We start from the raw sequence: 16,913 nt of genomic DNA, 5'->3' as shown, positions 1-16,913 counted from the left end.
AAAATCAGACCTTCCCCAAGTCCGGGCGTGCTTCAGCCTGCGGCGATGAAGCGCTGGCTGTCGTCCATGAAGGCCTTCTCGCCGAAGCCGCCCTCGTGCGAGCCGAACGGCATCTGCGCGCGCAGCTTCCACGACGCCGGGATATTCCAGGTCGCGCGGGCGGCGTCGTCCACCAGCGGGTTGTAGTGCTGCAGGCTGGCGCCGAGGCCGGCCTCGGTCAGCGCCAGCCACACCGCGAACTGCGCCATGCCGGTCGAGTGCTCGGACCACACCGGGAAGTTGTCCGCATACAGCGCGAACTTCTCCTGCAGGTCCTTCACCACGTCCTGGTCCTCGTAGAACAGCACGGTGCCCACGCCGGCGGCGAAGCTGTCCAGCTTGGCGGCGGTCTGCGCGAACGCCTCGGCCGGCACGATCCTGGCGAGGGCTTCCTTGGCCAGCGCCCAGAACTTCACGCTCTGCTCGCCGAACAGGATCACGGCGCGCGAACTCTGCGAGTTGAACGACGACGGTGCCTGCTTGATGGCGTCCTTGATGAGGTGGTTCAGGGCGTCCTTGTCCATGTTCGCGTTGCGGCCCAGGGCGTACTGGGTGCGGCGCTTCTTGAGATGTTCGATCACGGCGTTGCTCATGGGGATTCCTCCGCAAAAGGAAAAGCCGAACCCGCGGAACGGCGGGGCCGTTCCGGTCTGCTGTGCGTGTTCGGGATGGCGGCTATGTTGGACGCGCAGTGCCGCTCCGGCTAGCCGGCAATCCGTGGTTACTCCGTTTCCTCTGGGAAACGCTGGCCGTTCAGCGCTGGCAGCGCGGGCACCAGAACGTGGAGCGTTGCCCCAGCGCGACCTGCCGGATCGTCGTGCCGCATACCTTGCACGGCTCGCCCGCGCGGCCGTAGACCATCAACTCGCGGAAGAAATAGCCGGGGGCGCCGTCGGGGGCGAGGAAGTCGCGCAAGGTGGTGCCGCCGCGTTCGATCGCATGCGCGAGGATGCGCTTCACCTCGGCGGCGAGCCGCGCGTAGCGTGCGCGCGACACGCTGCCGGCCTCGCGGCGCGGGTCGATGCCGGCGGCGAACAGCGCTTCGCTGGCATAGATGTTGCCCACGCCCACCACGATGGCGTTGTCCATCAGGAACAGCTTCACGGCGGCAGTGCGGCTGCGCGAGAGATGCCACAGGAGATCGCCGTCGAAGGCGTCGGTGAGCGGCTCGGGGCCGAGCCGGGCGAGTAGTTCGTGGGTGGTGCCGGGTGCCTGCCAGAGCAGGCAGCCGAAGCGGCGCGGATCGGTGAAGCGCAGCACGCGCGGGCCTGCATGCGCCCCGCGCGCGAGCGCGATGTCCACGTGGTCGTGCGGACTGGCCGGCACGTCGGGGGGCAGCACGCGAAGCATGCCGCTCATGCCCAGGTGCAGCAGTGCGCTGCCGGCCGGCGTATGCAGCAGCAGGTATTTCGCGCGGCGTTCCACCGCTTCGATGCGCTGGCCGGGCAGCAGTTCGACAATCTCGCGCGGGATCGGCCAGCGCAGGTCCGGTCGGCGCAGGGTCACGGCGGTCACGCGGCGGCCGACCAGGTGCGGTTCGATGCCGCGGCGGGTGGTCTCGACTTCGGGCAGCTCGGGCATCAGCGTGCTCCGGACAGCTCGACGTGTTCCTGCTGCGGCGCCTGCGGCATGTAGCGCAGCGAGACCAGCGCGACGCGCGCGCCTGCCTGCACGTAGCATTGCGGACCGGTGGCCGACATCGCGCCAAAGGCCAGGCGCCGGCCGTCCAGGCTCAGCACGGCGTGCGGCGGTTCGAGGCCGATCTTCGCGCTGTCGAAGTCGGCGGCGGCGCGCCATTGCAGCACGGGCGCGGCGGCGGCGGCGGTCAGCATGTCGAGGTAACGATCGTCGGCACGCCGGCCATCGTCGTGCCACCAGTGGCCGTCACGCTTCGCGTACCGCGCGACAGGCGCATCACCCAGTTGCAGCGTCACTTGCGTGATCGCGGCCGGGTCGAGCGCGAGCAGGCTGCCCGGCGCATCATGTGCATCACGCTGCCGTTGCCACAGCGCCAGCGCGAGCAGGGCGGCGACACCCAGCAGCAGGAGCAGGCGGGTGCGCGCGGCCCGCTTCATGCGCGGCGCCGGCGCCAGGCGATCAGGCCGCCGATCGCGAGCAGCAGCAGCGGCAGCAGCACCATGAAGCCGATGCTCGCGAGATCGAGTTCGGCCTGGCCGATGCGCAGCACGCGATCGGGCACGCCCTCGCGGGGCAGGTCGACCAGCGCGTCGTCGCCGAGCAGCCAGTTGAAGACGCGCTCGCCCAGCGCGCGGTTGCCGCCTTCGCCGAGGTAGGCGTTGGAGAGGAAGTCGCCGTCGCCGATCACCACCGCGCGCTGCTCGCGCTTGTCCGGGCTGGGCGAGAGCCGGTCCAGCGCGAAGCCGAAGTCCAGCGGGCCCTTGAACTCGCCGGCCGCGGCGTCGTAGCGGATGGCCGAAGGATGTGTGTTGTCGATGGGGTGGAACTCGGTCCAGCTCTGCGCGCTGGAACGCAGCAGGGGCGTGGCCGTCCAGCCGCCCGCGCCGGTGCGCGCCAGTGCGGCCACCTGCGGAAAGCGCGTGGCGAGCTGGAGGCCCCGGGTGATCGGGTTGGGCGGGTACATGCCCACCGCCAGCAGGCGCGGATCGTCGAGGCCGAGTGCGGCGCCGCCACCGTCCACCAGCACGCCCGGCAGCACCTGGATGCCCAGCGCTTCGGCCAGTGGTGCGAGGCCGAGGTCGCCGTTTGCCGGATCGCGCAGCCACAGCAGGTTGCCGCCGCCCTGCACGTAGGCGACCAGCGCCTGTGCCGCGCCGGCGGGCAGCGCCGCGGTGGGACTGGCCAGCACCACCAGATCGGTGCCCTGCGGCACGGCGGTGGCCTGGGCGAAGCTCAGCGGCACCGCGCGCAGGCCGCTCTGCGCGAGCTGGCCCATCAGCGCACCCATGTCGGCGTTGCCCTGGCCGCCGGGCAGGCGTTCGCCGTCGCCGGTGACGAAGGCCACGATGCGGTCGCTGCCGCGGATCAGCCGTTCCAGCGCGTTCGTCACGTCGCGCTCGGAAAGTTCGGTGAGCCGCTGCTCGCGGCCGCGGTAGTGCAGGATCAGCTCGCCGTCCACGGCGATGCCCAGCTCGCGCATCTGCGCCGGATCCTGCTGCGGATCGACGAAGCGCAGCGCGAGGTCGGGCTTGGCCTGCCGGTAGCGCTGCAGGAAGCCGGCGATCGCGGCGCGCAGGTCGCCCTGCGGGTTCGCGTAGCTGACGATTTCGACCGGGCCGTCCAGCTTCGCCAAGACGGCGCGGCTTTGCGGCGACAGGCTCACGCGGCCGTTCGCGGTCCAGTCGGACACGTGCGCGTAGCGCGTGCCGAGATAGCCGAGCGCGCCGGCGCCGACCAGCAGCAGCGCGAACAGCCAGCCGTCCAGGAGTTTCCACAGGCGCTGCATCAGCCGCGCTCCTTCTCGGCCGCGAGCCGGCGCACGGCCAGCGCGAGGCATACCGTGAGCAGCAGCAGGAACCACAGGATGTCGGTGGTGGATACCAGGCCGCGCAGCAGGTTCTGCTCGTGCGTGCTCATCGCCAGCCAGTTGATGGCGCCGTCGTCGATGCCGGCCAGCTGTGCGCCGAGGTTCACCGTCCACAGCGCCAGGCCCAGCAGCAGCGCCACCACGGCGGCGATCGCCGGATGCGCGGTGAAGGCGGAGGCCGCGAGGGCCAGCGCGGCGAGCGCGGCCAGCATCAGGGCGATGCCCAGCGTGGCGGCGGCCAGCTTGCCCCAGTCCGGCGTGGTGGCGTGCGCCAGCGACAGCGGCATCGCCAGGGTCAGCAGCAGCCATGCCAGCAGCCACAGCAGCAGCACGGCGTACTTGCCCAGCACGATGCGCGAGGCGGGCACGCCCGCGGCGAACAGCAGCGGCAGCGTGCCGTGGCGGCGTTCGCCGGCCAGCGTGGACATGGCCAGCAGCGGCACCACCAGGAAGGCCAGTTGCGCGAGCTGGCCCAGCAGCGGCACGGCCACCAGGTCCACGTAGCCGGGACCATCCGGTTGCGCGGCGCGCTGGATCTCGCCGGCCAGGAAGTCGCCCAGCAGGCGGGTGAAGCACCAGCCCAGCCAGGCCAGGCTCAGCGCCAGCAGCACCCAGGCCAGCGGCTGCGCGCGCAGGCGGCGCATTTCGAGACGAAACATCGCAATGAACGTCATGCGGCGTGCGCCGCCGGGGCGACGCCTTGCATGGCGATCTCGAAGAAGCGGCGCTCCAGCGCGGCGTGGTCGTCGGCACGTACCGGGCCGTCGTGGCGCAGGCGGCCCTCGTGCAGGATCGCCACGCGGTCGCACACGGCGGTGACCTCGACCAGCACATGGGTGGACAGGACCACCGAGGCGCCGGCGGCAGCCTGTTCGCGGATCAGCGTGCGCAGCGCGGTGACCTGTACCGGGTCGAGCGCGTTGGCCGGCTCGTCCAGCACCAGCAGCGCCGGGCGATGCAGCAGTGCGCAGGCCAGGCCCAGGCGCTGGCGCTGGCCCTGCGAGAGCACGCCCGCCAGCCGTCGTGCCAGCGGCTGCAGCTCCAGCCGCTCCAGCGTCGCTTCGCGCGCCTCGCGCAAGGCCGTGCCGGAAAGGCCGCGCAGGCGGCCATGGGCGTCCAGGTGTTCGGCCACGGTGAGTTCCGGCCATACCGGTGCGCGCTCGGGCAGCCAGCCGATCAGGCGGCGCGCCAGCTCGGGGCGTTCCAGGAAATCCTCGCCGTTCAGGTGGATCGCCCCCTCATCGGGTCGCAGTGCGCCGGCGATCATCGACAGCGTGGTGGATTTGCCGGCGCCGTTGACGCCGAGCAGGCCCAGCACCTGGCCAGGGGGCAGCACCAGGTTCAGGTCCTGTACGGCCACGCGCCCGGCACGGCTGCGGGTGACATGATCGAGTTGCAGCACGGGCGGCGCGGAGGAATTGACGGAGGTCATTGCGCGATTGTCGATGCGGCCCCATCTTCATACAACCGGTCTCGGTCACGGGCCGGCTTAACGAAAGCGCAAACTCGCGTGCTCTAACATGCTGGCGGGTATGGCAAACCCCTTCTAGACTGCCTTTACTTTCACCCGGGTTCCTCCTGATGTCCGATACCGTGCTGAACTTCCTGTCCAGCGGCCTCATCCATGCCAGCTGGGCCGGCATGCTGGTCTACCTGCTGGTGGCGACCCAGCTCACCATCTTCACGGTGACGCTGTACCTGCACCGCAGCCAGACCCATCGCGGCGTGGATTTCCACCCGGCGCTGGCGCATTTCTTCCGTTTCTGGGGCTGGCTCAGCACCGGCATGGTCACCAAGGAATGGGTGGCGGTGCACCGCAAGCACCACGCCAAGGTGGAGACCGAGGAAGACCCGCACAGCCCGGTGATCTACGGCATCAGGAAGGTGTTCTGGGACGGCGTGTCGCTGTACCGCGATGCCTGCCATTCCAAGGAAGACATGCAGCAGTACGGCCGCGGCACGCCGGACGACTGGGTCGAGCACAAGGTCTACGGCGCGCATCCCTACTGGGGCCCCACGCTGATGGCGATCATCGACATCGCGCTGTTCGGCGTGATCGGTGCGGCGATCTGGGCGGTGCAGATGATCTGGATCCCGTTCTGGGCGGCCGGCTTCGTCAACGGCATCGGCCACTGGGCGGGCTACCGCAACTTCGAGAGCGCCGACACCTCGCGCAACCTGCTGCCGTGGGGCTTCTGGATCGGCGGCGAGGAGCTGCACAACAACCACCACGCCTTCCCCAGCTCGGCGAAGTTCGCGCTGCGCAAGTGGGAATTCGACATCGGCTGGGCGGCGATCTGCGCGCTGCGCGCCGTGGGCCTGGCCAAGGTGCTGCGCGTGGCGCCCACGCTGGACGTGCGCCCCAACGTGCCGCTGCCTGACGCCGAGACGCTGAAGGCGGTGCTCACCCATCGCTTCCAGGCGATGACCGACTACTACCGCAACGTGATCGTGCCCACCCTGCGCGAGGAAGCCGCGCATGCCGGCGAGAGCATCAAGTCGGTGCCGCGCCGCCTGCGCCGCGCGCTGGCCGACGGCGGCCGCTGGCTGGACAGCGACGGCAGCAGCAAGCTGCAGGCCGTGCTGGCCAAGCGCCCGAACCTGCGCGTCGTATGCGATTTCCGCAACCGCCTCGCCGCCCTGATGGAGCAGCGCGGTGCCGAGCAGGCGCTGAAGGGGCTGCAGCAGTGGATCGTCGAGGCCGAGCAGAGCGGCATCCGCGCGCTGCAGGACTTCGCGGCCAGGCTCAAGGAGTATGCGGTCGCTGCCTGATCGACATCGACGCTACGCAAAAAAGGCCCGCCATTTCGGCGGGCCTTTTGCTTGGAGGGGCGCCTCAAAGCTGATCCGGCCCCTTGCGCAGCCAGCGGTCGAGCAAGGCTTTTTCGTAGCGCAGGTTGTCGTTGCCCGACGTGCTGGTGCTGTCGGTCATGAAACCCGGGTCGCGCAGCTTGCGCGTGCCCTCGCGGATCACCTTGCCATCGGCGTCGAGCAGGTGGAAGCGCAGGTCGATGCGCGGCGGGTAGATGTCCTTGATGATGCGCACCTCGCGCAGCGGGTAGGGACGCCATGGTTCGAAGTTGCCGGCGCGGTCGATGTCGGTCACCACGATGTCGAGGCGCTCACCCGGCGGCAGCATCCTGCCGGCGCGATCCTCGATCCAGGCCTTGAGCGTCTTCAGGTAGCCGTCGTCGTCGCGGGTGGGCGTCAGGGCGCGGACCTTGTGGGTTTCGGTGAATTGCTCCGGATGGTCATAGCTGACCGTGACGTTCGCGGGAGCCGCCACAGTCGCGGCCATCGCGGGTGTCCCGAGCAGTGCCATCGCGGCGAACAGGATATGCAGGACAGTCCGGCATTTCATGACGGCTTTCCTCCGGTATGGGGCATCTCGCCCGGATACCCAACAATAACGCCGCGGCGCCGTTGCGGTGTACCGGTCGCGCATCGAACCGGCCATGCGCATGAACGCACGAGCCGGAGCTTCGCAACGTTCCCGCGGCCAGCTGTCTCACCCCCGCGTCGCGTGGCATGCTCGGGCGATCGGGTCGCGTACTGACAGGGGCGGGAATGGGTCTGCGGGTGGTTGTTCTTGGCGCGGCCGGCGTGTTCGGTTCACGCATCGCGGCGAGACTCGCGCACGACGAACGGTTCGAGCTGCTGCTTGCGGGGCGCCGCGCATCGCCGCTGGAGGATCTGCGCACGTCCATCGGCGATGCGCGCCTGTGCACCTGCACGCTGGACACGGCCGCCGCGGACTTTCCGGCAGCGCTGGCCGCCTTGCGGCCGCAGCTGGTGATCCATGCCGCCGGGCCGTTCCAGGGCCAGGACTATGGCGTTGCCGAGGCGTGCATCGACGCCGGCAGCGACTATATCGATCTTGCCGACGGCCGCGATTTCGCCAGCGGCTTTTCCCGCCTCGACGAACGCGCGCGCGGCGCCGGTCGCCTGCTGGTCAGCGGCGCATCCAGCGTGCCTGCATTGAGCTCGGCGGTTGTCGATGCCCTGCTTGCGGGCTTCGGCGCGATCGAATCGATCGAGCACGCGATCAATCCGGGCAACCGCACGCCGCGCGGCGACGCCACGGTGGCGTCCATCCTGGGTTACTGCGGGCGCCCCATTCGCCTCTGGCGCAACGGCCGTTGGGAGTCGGCGCATGGCTGGATGGACAGCCGGCGCCAGTGGTTTCGCTGCGGCCGCCGCCGCGTGGGCGTCTGCGATATCCCGGACCTGGAACTGTTCCCCGCGCGCTATCCGCAGGCGCGTACGGTGGTGTTTCGCGCGGGGCTGGAATTGCCCTTGCTGCAATGGGCCACCTGGGGCATGGGCATGCTGGTGCGCCTGGGCATCATCCACGACCTGGCCCGCCACGCGCCCAGGCTGAGGCGGATGAGCGAGTGGTTCGTGCGTTTCGGCTCGGATGCCGGTGGCATGGCGGTGGAGCTGCGCGGCACGGACAGGCAGGGCCGGCCGTTGCACCTGCGCTGGTGGCTGGATGCCGACGCGGGCGACGGTCCGCAGGTGCCGGTGACGCCGGCGATCGTGCTGACGCGCCGGTGGGCGGATGGCCTGGTGGAGGCCAGGGGCGCCATGCCGTGCATGGGCTTGCTGACGCTCGACCAGATCGTCGAAGGGTTCGACGGATTCGCGCTGCGCGCCGGCGTCGAGGCGATGCCGGTCAGTCGATGAAGCGCCACGCCTGCTCCGGTGCGGGCAGGCGGCATTGCGCGCGGCGGCCGAACAGGCGGTAGCGATGGCGGGCGACCCAGCGGTAAGCGGGGTCGCGCAGGCGGCGCGTCACGCGCAGCATCGCGCCGGCCGCGCGCCATGGTCCGCCCAATTGGCCCAGCACGCGGGCGATGGCGTCCGTGTCGCTGTAGCCCTGTCCCTGGTCGACCAGCAGGAACGACACCGGATCGTCCGGCGACAGGCCATGCACGACGAGCAAGGCGCGCCCTTGCTGCCCCTGCATGGCCGCCAGCCGGAAGCGGCCGGCGTGGTCGTGGCGCAGGATGAAATCCACCCAGCGGCTGCACAGCACGCAGACGCCGTCGAAGACGATGACGGGGTGGTCGCGCTCAGGCGACATGGTCGATCTGCAGCCAGCCGCGATAGGCGACGAGCCGGCCGATCAGCGGCAGGCGAGCGTCGATGTCGAAGGCGTAGCGGCCGTCGCGCACGCCGCTGCGCGACAGCACCGTGCCGCGGGCGGCACGCGGCAACGGCAGGCCGAACAGGCTCACGCGCTGCAACTGCCAGTCGATCGCGTCGCCGTCGCGGTGCAGGGAGAAATGCAGCGTCACGGGACCGAGCCGCTCGTGCAGCCGCGAGTCGCCGCCCGTGCGCAGCGTCGAGCACATGCGGCCGCGGAGGAACCGGCGATTCCATCGTTCGTGCGTCCCGTGCCGCTCGATGGTGAGTGCGATGGCTTGTCCGGTGCCGGGCTCGGGCAGGGACAGCAGGTGGCGCAGCAGGCGGGCGAGCAGGTGGCTTTCGCCGGCGACGTCGGCTTCGCCGCTGGCCTGGATGACGCTGCCCTCGGCATGCATGCGCCGTACGGCGGGGGCCAGTCGGGACCAGTCGGCGGAGTCCAGCAGGCTGGGGAACAGGGCGACGGCGGACGGCATGGGGCCATCTTCGCGGGGGCGGTTGGATGGGGCAAGAAAAACCCGCCTTGCGGCGGGTTTTTTGCGTATCTCGCTGGATGACTTGTTGCGCTCGTCCCTGCGAGTGGATCAGAACAGGGATAAGGAAAAACCCGCCACGAGGGCGGGTTTTGCCGTACTTCACTACTGGATCCCGGCTTTCGCCGGGATGACGTCATGACAGGCCGCGCGCCGTGCGCGCGGGCCATGACGTCACTTGATCTTGCCTTCCTTGTAGATCACGTGCTTGCGCACGACCGGATCGTACTTCTTGAACTCGAACTTTTCCGGCGTGTTCTTCTTGTTCTTCTGCGTGGTGTAGAAGTGGCCGGTACCGGCCGAAGAAATCAGGCGGATCTTGTCGTTTGCACCCTTGGCCATGACTGTTCTCCTCAGACCTTCTCACCGCGGGCACGCAGCTCGGCGATCACGGCCTCGATGCCCTTCTTGTCGATCGTGCGCAGCGCGTGGTTGGAGACGCGCAGCTTGACCCAGCGGTTCTCGCTGGCGACCCAGAAGCGGCGCTCGTGCAGGTTCGGCAACCAGCGGCGGCGGGTCTTGTTGTTGGCGTGCGAGACGTTGTTGCCGGTCTGCACACCCTTTCCGGTGACTTGGCAAATGCGGGCCATGATGGGCTCCGTGGTGTTCTGTTGACCGCCCGTTGGCCAGGGCGACATCGGCCCAGCGACGCTGCGCGCCACGCGATGCTGGAGGTATTGCGCTTGTCTCGCCGCGAGGCCCGCATCGCGTGGCGGGCTCCCCGAACGGGTCGGGTCGGCAGTGACGAGCCGTGCATTATCCTGCAGAAACAGGGTTGTGCGCAATCCATCGGGCCGGGCCGCGCCGTGGCGCGTATGCACGGGGCCGGCAGGTATGAAACAATCAGCCTCTTTTGACGCCAGACCTATAGAGGGATTCCCATGGCAGAAGTCATCGCCAACGGCCAGACCAGCGCGCAGGGCGGGCAGCCGCAGCTGGTGCTGCAGAAGATCTACGTGAAGGACGTTTCCTTCGAGGTGCCGGGCGCACCGCAGATCTTCCAGGAATTCAACGGCGAGAGCGACCAGGCCGCACCGCAGGTGCAGCTGAACCTGGGCCACAAGGCCATGGATCTGGGCAACGACCTGTACGAAGTGGTGCTCAGCGTCACCCTTACCTGCACGCTGGGCGAGCGCACCGCCTACCTCGCCGAGGTGGAGCAGGCCGGCCTGTTCGGCATCGCCGGCTTCGGCGAAGCGGATCGCGCCGGGGTGATCGGCAGCTACTGCCCGAACCTGCTGTTCCCGTATGCGCGCCAGGTGATCTCCTCGATGGTGCTGGAGGGCGGCTTCCCGCCGTTCCTGCTGCAGCCGATCAATTTCGACGCCTTGTACGCCGAGCAGATGCGCCGCATGGCCGGCGGCGGGGACGCACCGGTCCAGCTCAACAGCTAAGAGCCTGTTCATGGTCTCCAAGTACCTCGCGTTGCCATCGAATGGCCGTCAGGTGGTAGTGCGTGGCGCAGTGCCTGACTGGCCGTCAGGTCAAGCCGCGCGCTGCCGCATGGCGGCCATTCGATGGCAACCCTGCGGGCCGGGTCTGTTTGCCCACATGCCTGCGTCATCACTCAGTCGTGGACGGACGTCCACTCCTTCGTTCTTCCTTGGCACGCGCGCAAACAGCTCCCGGCGCGAGGCACTTGGAGACCATGAGCAGGCTCTGACCGCCGCATGACGCAGCATCCGACCCTGGCGGTACTCGGTGCCGGTTCCTGGGGTACCGCGCTGGCCGCCCTGACGGCGCGCAACGGCGTGCCGACCCGGCTGTGGGGCCGCGATCCCGCCGCGCTGGCGGCGATCGCCGCGGCACGCTGCAATCAGCGCTACCTGCCGGGCATCGAGCTGCCGGTGACGCTGGGCTACGAGCCCGACCTGGCCGCCGCCGTGCGCGGTGCCGGCGTCGTGCTGCTGGTGGTGCCCAGCCACGCCTTCGCCACCATGCTGGAAGAGGTGGCGCCGCTGCTTGATCCCGGCGCCACGCTGGCCTGGGCCACCAAGGGCTTCGAGCCGGGCACCGGCCGTTTCCTGCACGAACTGGTGGCGCAGCGCCTGCCGGGCCATCCGGCCGCGGTGATCACCGGCCCCTCGTTCGCCAGGGAAGTGGCGGCCGGCCTGCCCAGCGCGGTCACCGTGCATTCGGAAGACGCCGCTTGCGCACAGCGCCTCGCCAACCTGCTGCACGCGCCGAACCTGCGCGCCTACACCGGCGGTGACCTGCTGGGGGCCGAACTCGGCGGCGCGATGAAGAACGTGCTGGCGGTGGCCACCGGCATTGCCGATGGCATGGACCTGGGCCTCAACGCCCGCGCCGGCCTGATCACCCGCGGCATGAACGAGATGCTGCGCCTGGGCGTGGCGCTGGGTGCGCGGCCGGAAACGCTGATCGGCCTGTCCGGCCTCGGCGACCTGGTGCTGACCTGCACCGGCGACCTCTCGCGCAACCGCCGGTTGGGCCTGGCGCTGGGCAAGGGCATCGCGATCGACGAGGCAGTGCGCCAGATCGGCCAGGTGGTGGAAAGCGTGCTTACCGCCGACGAGGTGGCGCGGCTGGCCGACCAGCACGCGCTGGACCTGCCGATCAGCGCCGGCGTGCGCGCGGTGCTGCACGGCGAAGTCACCCCGGCCGAGGGGTTGAAGATGCTGATGGCGCGCGAGCAGAAGCCCGAATACCCGCACGGCCTGTTCGGCAACAGCTGAGCTACAGCTGCCGTGGGAGCGGCTTCAGCCGCGATCAGATATTGCAAATCGCGGCCGAAGCCGCTCCTACGCACGCGATCCGCCTGCTAAGCTCGATGTTTTGGTTGTCGCCACGGGGCGCATGCGCATGCAGCAACCGGACGGGAAACAGCACGCCACGCCGGCCGGCGGCCGCGACGAACGCCTGCCGTCCACCTGGCAGCGCCTGCTGGATCTGCCCAGGACGCCGGGCGGTGGCGAGTCGGTGGTGCTGGGCTTCTTCCTGGAAGTGATGCCGGAGGAGGGTGCCGCCTGGGCGCATCTCGAAGTGGCGCCGGTGCTGCTGGCCGTGGCCGAGCACGGCCGCTACGCGCGGCCGGCGCCGCTGGACAGCCGGCAATTGATCCAGGCGCCGCTGCCGCCGCACGAACAACGGCTCGCCGCCGCCGTGCTGGGCCTGCCGCAGAGCCTGCGCAAGGGCCGCAGCTATGCACGGCTGGGCGGCCACGTGGGCGACAGCCTGCTGATCGAGGTGCTGGATACCGCGCCGTGTTTCCTCGGTGGCCTCGCCGGCCTGCGCCTGTCGCGCGGCAAGGCGCATCCGCTCAACTGGCACTGGCAGCTGGAGACGGATGGCAGCCAGCGCCTGCTGCCCCAGCTTCCGCACAGCCAGCGCCTGCTGCGCATCGACGGGCTGTGGTACCTCGACGCCGAGCACGCCACGCTCGGCCACCTGGAGGCGGCGCCCGAGGAAGCCGCCTGGCTGGACCTGCCCCCGTTGAAGCACGAATACGGCCGCAGCCTCGCCGAGACCCTGCCGGCGAGCCGGCTGGCCGCGCGCATCCCGCCGCCGCAGGTATTCGACGAGCTGCATCGCGCCGAACTGGCGGCCAAGCCGGTGCTGACCCTGCACGCATTGACCCGTCATGCCCGCCTCGCCGCCGGTACGCCGCCGCTGGCCTGGGCGCGGCTCTCCTTCGACTACGCGGGTGAGCGCCTGCCCGGCCGTGGCGGCGAGCCGCTGGTGCGCCGCGTGCGCAACGGCCAGCTGGTGGAGATCGCGCGGCGCCGCGCCGAGGAGCTGTCCACCATGGAGCAGCTCGAACGCGCCGGCCTCACCCCCGCCGTGGATACCGAGGGCCTGCCCTGGGACATGGCCGACACGTTGCCCGATGACGCCTGGCTGTTCCCCGGCACCGGCCATGCCGGCGCGCTGGAGGTGAACACGCCGGCGCGCTGGCTGGCGCTGCGACCCAAGCTGGAAGCCGAGGGTTTCACGCTGGAGTACGCGTCCAGCTTCCCGTTCGAGGTGCTGGAAGGCCCGGTGCGCTGGTACGGCCAGGCTGCCGAGGACGCCGACGACCACGCCTTCGACCTGGAGATCGGCATCGAGCTGGAAGGCAAGCGCCACAACCTGCTGCCCGCGGTGGCGCAGGCGCTGGCCGAGCACCAGTTGAACCTGAGTCCCGCGCCGAACGAACCGGAGGACGCGGTGTGGTACGCGCCGGTCGACGAACGCCGCCGCGTGCCGGTGCGCCTCAAGGTGTTGCGCGGCCTGCTGGCGCCGCTGGCCGAATACCTGGAGAAACCGCGCAAGAAGCTCCACCTGCCGCGCGTGCAGGCGGGGCGGCTGGAAGAACTGGTCGAGGCGTTGCCGGGCGATGGCGCGCTGGAGGCGCCCGAGGCACTGCGCGGCTTCACCGCGCGCCTGCGCGACGCCGCCGAACGCGCCAGCGACGCAATTCCCGCCGGGCTCACGGTGGAGCTGCGCCCCTACCAGCGCGAAGGCCTGCGCTGGCTCAATGCGCTGGCCGAGGCCGGCGTGGGCGGCGTGCTCGCCGACGACATGGGCCTGGGCAAGACCCTGCAGCTGATCACCCACCTGCTCGCGCTGAAGGAGCGCGGCGCGCTCAACCAGCCCGCGCTGGTGGTGGTGCCGACCAGCCTGATCCCGAACTGGCAGGCCGAGATCGCGCGCTTCGCGCCCGCGCTCAAGGTGCTCACCCTGCACGGACCGCAGCGCGCCGAGGCCTACGCCCAGCTCGGTGCGCAGGACATCGTGCTCACCAGCTACGCGCTGCTGCCGCGCGACGTGCTGCCGCTGCGCAAGCAGCCGTTCGCGCTCACCGTGCTGGACGAGGCGCAGCAGGTGAAGAACCCGCGCACCCAGGCGCGGCGCGCCCTGCTCAGCCTGCGCACGCGCCGCCACGTCTGCCTCACCGGCACGCCGCTGGAAAACCACCTCGGCGAGCTGTGGTCGCAGGTGGACCTTGCCGTGCCCGGCCTGCTCGGCGACGAGAGCGCATTCCGCCGCTACTACCGCGTGCCGATCGAGAAGCAGCGCGACGAGGAATGCCAGCAGCGCCTCAACCGCCGCCTGGCGCCCTTCATCCTCCGCCGCACCAAGGCGCAGGTAGCCTCCGAGCTGCCGCCGAAGACCGAGATCACCCGCCGCGTGGTGCTGGAAGGCCGCCAGCGCGAACTGTACGAAGGCCTGCGCCTGTCGCTGGCCGAGGAGCTGCACGAGGTGATCGCCCAGCGCGGCATCCAGCACTCCGGCATCGTGGTGCTGGACGCGCTGCTCAAGCTGCGCCAGGTCTGCTGCGACCCGCGCCTGGTGAAGCTGGAGGCCGCGCGCGGCGTGCACGGCTCGGCGAAGTTCGAGCTGCTGATGGACATGCTGCCGCCGCTGCTCGACGAGGGCCGCAAGGTGCTGCTGTTCTCGCAGTTCACCGGCATGCTCAAGCTGATCGCGAACGAGCTGGATCGCAGGCGCATTCCCTACGTCACCCTCACCGGCGAGACACGCGACCGCGCCACGCCGGTGCAGCAGTTCCAGCAGGGCGACGTTCCGCTGTTCCTGCTCTCGCTGAAGGCCGGCGGCGTCGGCCTCAACCTCACCGCCGCCGATACCGTGATCCACTACGACCCGTGGTGGAACCCCGCCGCCGAGGCGCAGGCCAGCGACCGCGCGCACCGCATCGGCCAGGACAAGCCGGTGTTCGTGTTCCGCCTGATCACCGCCGGCACGGTGGAGGAACGCATCGAGGAACTGAAGGCGCGCAAGGCCGAACTCGCCGAGGCCGTGCTGGAAGGCGGCGGCAGCCGCGAGAAGCTCAGCTTCGACCAGTCCGACCTGGACGCGCTGCTGGCGCCGGGCTGAGGCCGGTGCAAGTGCACTTGCCGGGTCCGGGGTATTCGGACTCGCGCAACCGGCCACGGTCAGCTCGACCGACTGTGCGGACAGGCCGCCGTCCCCTTTCCTTCTGCATGGCTCAGGCGGTGGCCGTGTCCGCGGCGTGTGCGTGCGGGCGCCTGCGGTATTCGCCGCACAGCCGCTCGACCAGGGCGCGGTGATCCGGCAGGTCATCGAGGGCCTGCATGGCCGCCTGCCTGATCATGGCGAATTCGCGGCTTGCTTCGGCACCGCGCGGGTAGGCGCTGCGCGCGGGTTCTAGGTCGGTTTCGAACTCCATGCCATAGAGCATGTATTGCCAGCTGGACACCAGGAACATCTCGAGGTCGCCGACGAAGTCGAGGCGGTGCGGCGGCCGGTGCCGCCATTGCGCCAGCTTGTCCTGCAGGCTCTGCGGGATGCCGGCCGGGTCGGCGTTGTCGATCCAGAAGGCGGAGTCGCGCCGCTGGCTCAGGCAGTAGTGCATCTTGATGAAATCGACGATGCGCTCGTAGCGCGCGGACATCATCGCGTTGAAGTGGCGCGCCGCGCGGCCCATCTCGTCGCGGTCGCCGGGCAGCAGGTGGGTGAGGAGGTAGGCGGCCAGTTCGACCAGCGCGATGCCGGTGGATTCCAGCGGCTCCATGAAGCCGCCGGCCAGCCCCACTGCCACGCAGTTGCCGCGCCAGGCTTCCGGGCGGTAGCCGTTGTCGAAGCGGATGTGCGTGACGTCCTGGCCGTCGGCCGCGTGGCCCAGGTAGCGGCGGAACATCTCCTCGGCGCGCGTCGCGTCGGTGTGCCGCGAGGAATACACGTAGCCGACGCCGCGCCGCTGCTGCAGGCCGATGTCCCAGATCCAGCCCGACTCCTGCGCGGTGCACAGGGTGAACGAGGGGATGGGCGCATCGGGGCGCGGGTAGGGCGCCTGCATGGCCACCGCACGGTCGGTGAACAGCACGTCGCCGCAGCTGCGGTACGGCGAGTGCAGGGCTTCGCCGATCAGGCTGGCGCGCAGGCCGGTGCAGTCCACGTACAGGTCGGCCTCCAGTTCGCCGAGCTCGGCGGTGACCAGTTTCGCGATGTTGCCTCCGTCGTCCAGCACCGCGCGCTCCACGGTCGCCACGTGCCGCTGGATGCCCAGCGCCTGCTGGCCGTGCTCGGCCAGCAGCATGGCGAAGCGGCCGGCGTCGAACTGGTAGGCGTGGTTCATCGGCCCCTGGTAATCGGGGTCGCGTGCGCGCTTGGGCGCGCGCGAGCGGTCGACCACGAGGCTCTGCATGGTCACCGCGTCGGCGAAGCCCAGGCCGGCGGGTGCCGTGCCCAGCAGCCAGTACGGCAGCAGCTCGGGGCCGCCGGGGCGCTGGCTGGGCACGCTGAAGGGATGGAAGAAATGTTCCTTGCCGGGCGTGCCGGGCGGCCGCACCCAATGGCGGAAGCGGATGCCCTGCTTGTAGGTGGCGGAGGTCTCGACCAGGAAGCGGCGCTCGTCGAGGCCGATGGCCGACAAGGTGCCGCGGATCGACGGGAAGGTGGATTCGCCGAAGCCGATCAGGCCGATGCGGTCGGATTCCACCAGGTGCACCTGCACGCTGGCCGGGTTGGCGGCGTTCACCGCCTTGGCCAGGTAGCAGGCGGTCAGCCAGCCGGCGGTGCCGCCGCCCACCACGAGCACCTTGCGCAAGCGTTGCATGGCCGCTCCTTTGATGAAGAAACGCCGGACCCCGGCGGGGGCCCGGCAAACAGCCATCCCGGGGAGGGTGGGCGACGCCCGCTCGATGGGGGGCGCCACCGCAGAATGGCAAACTGTTGCCGGCGCCGGTCGCCCGGCGCCGCTTGCC

At 70.2% G+C, this 16,913-nt stretch carries 17 protein-coding genes; 5 read left to right on the top strand and 12 right to left on the bottom strand.

Annotated elements, in window-relative coordinates; all coding sequences use genetic code 11:
- Positions 1–32: 32 nt before the first annotated feature.
- From ABQJ56_RS01025 to ABQJ56_RS01000, 6 genes are all read right to left on the bottom strand, one after another.
- On the bottom strand, positions 33–632 hold the full coding sequence (locus ABQJ56_RS01025; protein ID WP_367843126.1) for a nitroreductase family protein: 600 nt from the start codon (positions 630–632) through the stop codon (positions 33–35).
- A 160-nt stretch (positions 633–792) separates the two neighbouring features.
- Positions 793–1,620 carry a bifunctional DNA-formamidopyrimidine glycosylase/DNA-(apurinic or apyrimidinic site) lyase gene (gene mutM / locus ABQJ56_RS01020; RefSeq protein ID WP_367843125.1) on the bottom strand — a complete coding sequence of 276 codons (828 nt, stop codon included), beginning with the start codon at positions 1,618–1,620 and terminating at the stop codon, positions 793–795.
- Positions 1,620–2,114, bottom strand: a complete 495-nt coding sequence (locus tag ABQJ56_RS01015; protein WP_367843124.1) for a hypothetical protein — start codon at positions 2,112–2,114, stop codon at positions 1,620–1,622. Before ABQJ56_RS01015 ends, mutM begins: the two co-directional genes overlap by 1 nt.
- Entirely contained in the window at positions 2,111–3,463 is a 1,353-nt protein-coding gene (locus ABQJ56_RS01010) for a GldG family protein (protein WP_367843123.1), read from the bottom strand. The genes ABQJ56_RS01015 and ABQJ56_RS01010 overlap by 4 nt, the downstream gene beginning before the upstream one ends.
- Positions 3,463–4,203, bottom strand: a complete 741-nt coding sequence (locus ABQJ56_RS01005) for an ABC transporter permease (RefSeq protein WP_367843122.1) — start codon at positions 4,201–4,203, stop codon at positions 3,463–3,465. The genes ABQJ56_RS01010 and ABQJ56_RS01005 overlap by 1 nt, the downstream gene beginning before the upstream one ends.
- Before the next feature lie 11 nt (positions 4,204–4,214).
- Positions 4,215–4,976, bottom strand: coding sequence for an ABC transporter ATP-binding protein (locus ABQJ56_RS01000; protein WP_367843121.1), 762 nt, complete (start codon positions 4,974–4,976; stop codon positions 4,215–4,217).
- A gap of 149 nt (positions 4,977–5,125) precedes the next feature.
- Here ABQJ56_RS01000 and ABQJ56_RS00995 point away from each other — a divergent pair, with 149 nt between their 5' ends.
- The gene (locus ABQJ56_RS00995) at positions 5,126–6,316 is read left to right on the top strand and encodes a DesA family fatty acid desaturase (RefSeq protein ID WP_367843120.1); all 1,191 of its coding nucleotides are present in this window, start codon (positions 5,126–5,128) and stop codon (positions 6,314–6,316) included.
- Positions 6,317–6,380: 64 nt separating this feature from the next.
- Here ABQJ56_RS00995 and ABQJ56_RS00990 read toward each other — a convergent pair whose 3' ends face one another.
- Positions 6,381–6,905: a DUF3016 domain-containing protein gene (locus ABQJ56_RS00990; RefSeq protein WP_367843119.1), complete on the bottom strand. Its 525-nt coding sequence runs from the start codon at positions 6,903–6,905 to the stop codon at positions 6,381–6,383.
- A gap of 206 nt (positions 6,906–7,111) precedes the next feature.
- Here ABQJ56_RS00990 and ABQJ56_RS00985 point away from each other — a divergent pair, with 206 nt between their 5' ends.
- Positions 7,112–8,230 (top strand): saccharopine dehydrogenase family protein, encoded by a 1,119-nt coding sequence (locus ABQJ56_RS00985; protein ID WP_367843118.1) that lies wholly within the window; start codon positions 7,112–7,114, stop codon positions 8,228–8,230.
- Here the strand turns inward: ABQJ56_RS00985 and ABQJ56_RS00980 are convergent.
- The 4 genes from ABQJ56_RS00980 to rpmB form a co-directional block, all read right to left on the bottom strand.
- Entirely contained in the window at positions 8,220–8,630 is a 411-nt protein-coding gene (locus tag ABQJ56_RS00980) for a thiol-disulfide oxidoreductase DCC family protein (RefSeq protein WP_367843117.1), read from the bottom strand. The genes ABQJ56_RS00985 and ABQJ56_RS00980 overlap by 11 nt on opposite strands.
- Positions 8,620–9,168: a DUF4166 domain-containing protein gene (locus ABQJ56_RS00975; RefSeq protein ID WP_367843116.1), complete on the bottom strand. Its 549-nt coding sequence runs from the start codon at positions 9,166–9,168 to the stop codon at positions 8,620–8,622. The genes ABQJ56_RS00980 and ABQJ56_RS00975 overlap by 11 nt, the downstream gene beginning before the upstream one ends.
- A gap of 231 nt (positions 9,169–9,399) precedes the next feature.
- Positions 9,400–9,567: a 50S ribosomal protein L33 gene (gene rpmG, locus ABQJ56_RS00970; RefSeq protein WP_181303365.1), complete on the bottom strand. Its 168-nt coding sequence runs from the start codon at positions 9,565–9,567 to the stop codon at positions 9,400–9,402.
- 11 nt (positions 9,568–9,578) lie between these two features.
- Complete coding sequence (gene rpmB, locus ABQJ56_RS00965) at positions 9,579–9,815, bottom strand: 50S ribosomal protein L28 (protein WP_367843115.1); 237 nt, start codon at positions 9,813–9,815, stop codon at positions 9,579–9,581.
- Between the two features lie 291 nt (positions 9,816–10,106).
- Between rpmB and secB the strand changes: the two genes are divergently transcribed.
- The 3 genes from secB to ABQJ56_RS00950 all read left to right on the top strand — a co-directional run bounded on the left by secB (position 10,107) and on the right by ABQJ56_RS00950 (position 15,063).
- On the top strand, positions 10,107–10,619 hold the full coding sequence (gene secB / locus ABQJ56_RS00960; RefSeq protein WP_367843114.1) for a protein-export chaperone SecB: 513 nt from the start codon (positions 10,107–10,109) through the stop codon (positions 10,617–10,619).
- A 276-nt stretch (positions 10,620–10,895) separates the two neighbouring features.
- On the top strand, positions 10,896–11,921 hold the full coding sequence (locus ABQJ56_RS00955) for an NAD(P)H-dependent glycerol-3-phosphate dehydrogenase (protein WP_367843113.1): 1,026 nt from the start codon (positions 10,896–10,898) through the stop codon (positions 11,919–11,921).
- Positions 11,922–12,048: 127 nt separating this feature from the next.
- Positions 12,049–15,063 carry a DEAD/DEAH box helicase gene (locus ABQJ56_RS00950; protein WP_367843112.1) on the top strand — a complete coding sequence of 1,005 codons (3,015 nt, stop codon included), beginning with the start codon at positions 12,049–12,051 and terminating at the stop codon, positions 15,061–15,063.
- 112 nt (positions 15,064–15,175) lie between these two features.
- Here the strand turns inward: ABQJ56_RS00950 and ABQJ56_RS00945 are convergent, their stop codons facing one another.
- Positions 15,176–16,765: a tryptophan halogenase family protein gene (locus ABQJ56_RS00945; RefSeq protein ID WP_367843111.1), complete on the bottom strand. Its 1,590-nt coding sequence runs from the start codon at positions 16,763–16,765 to the stop codon at positions 15,176–15,178.
- Positions 16,766–16,913: the final 148 nt, after the last annotated feature.

This window comes from Rhodanobacter geophilus, assembly GCF_040812275.1.
GTDB lineage: Bacteria > Pseudomonadota > Gammaproteobacteria > Xanthomonadales > Rhodanobacteraceae > Rhodanobacter_A > Rhodanobacter_A geophilus.
This window is presented reverse-complemented; position numbering and strand designations above follow the sequence as displayed.

Coding starts and splice junctions, on each gene's coding strand:
- ABQJ56_RS01025 (WP_367843126.1), bottom strand. CDS start 632: ATGAGCAACGCCGTGATCGAACATCTCAAGAAGCGCCGCACCCAGTAC.
- secB (WP_367843114.1), top strand. CDS start 10,107: ATGGCAGAAGTCATCGCCAACGGCCAGACCAGCGCGCAGGGCGGGCAG.
- ABQJ56_RS01015 (WP_367843124.1), bottom strand. CDS start 2,114: ATGAAGCGGGCCGCGCGCACCCGCCTGCTCCTGCTGCTGGGTGTCGCC.
- ABQJ56_RS00955 (WP_367843113.1), top strand. CDS start 10,896: ATGACGCAGCATCCGACCCTGGCGGTACTCGGTGCCGGTTCCTGGGGT.
- ABQJ56_RS01005 (WP_367843122.1), bottom strand. CDS start 4,203: ATGTTTCGTCTCGAAATGCGCCGCCTGCGCGCGCAGCCGCTGGCCTGG.
- ABQJ56_RS00980 (WP_367843117.1), bottom strand. CDS start 8,630: ATGTCGCCTGAGCGCGACCACCCCGTCATCGTCTTCGACGGCGTCTGC.
- ABQJ56_RS00985 (WP_367843118.1), top strand. CDS start 7,112: ATGGGTCTGCGGGTGGTTGTTCTTGGCGCGGCCGGCGTGTTCGGTTCA.
- ABQJ56_RS00945 (WP_367843111.1), bottom strand. CDS start 16,765: ATGCAACGCTTGCGCAAGGTGCTCGTGGTGGGCGGCGGCACCGCCGGC.
- ABQJ56_RS01000 (WP_367843121.1), bottom strand. CDS start 4,976: ATGACCTCCGTCAATTCCTCCGCGCCGCCCGTGCTGCAACTCGATCAT.
- ABQJ56_RS00975 (WP_367843116.1), bottom strand. CDS start 9,168: ATGCCGTCCGCCGTCGCCCTGTTCCCCAGCCTGCTGGACTCCGCCGAC.
- ABQJ56_RS00950 (WP_367843112.1), top strand. CDS start 12,049: ATGCAGCAACCGGACGGGAAACAGCACGCCACGCCGGCCGGCGGCCGC.
- ABQJ56_RS00995 (WP_367843120.1), top strand. CDS start 5,126: ATGTCCGATACCGTGCTGAACTTCCTGTCCAGCGGCCTCATCCATGCC.
- ABQJ56_RS00990 (WP_367843119.1), bottom strand. CDS start 6,905: ATGAAATGCCGGACTGTCCTGCATATCCTGTTCGCCGCGATGGCACTG.
- ABQJ56_RS01010 (WP_367843123.1), bottom strand. CDS start 3,463: ATGCAGCGCCTGTGGAAACTCCTGGACGGCTGGCTGTTCGCGCTGCTG.
- rpmB (WP_367843115.1), bottom strand. CDS start 9,815: ATGGCCCGCATTTGCCAAGTCACCGGAAAGGGTGTGCAGACCGGCAAC.
- rpmG (WP_181303365.1), bottom strand. CDS start 9,567: ATGGCCAAGGGTGCAAACGACAAGATCCGCCTGATTTCTTCGGCCGGT.
- mutM (WP_367843125.1), bottom strand. CDS start 1,620: ATGCCCGAGCTGCCCGAAGTCGAGACCACCCGCCGCGGCATCGAACCG.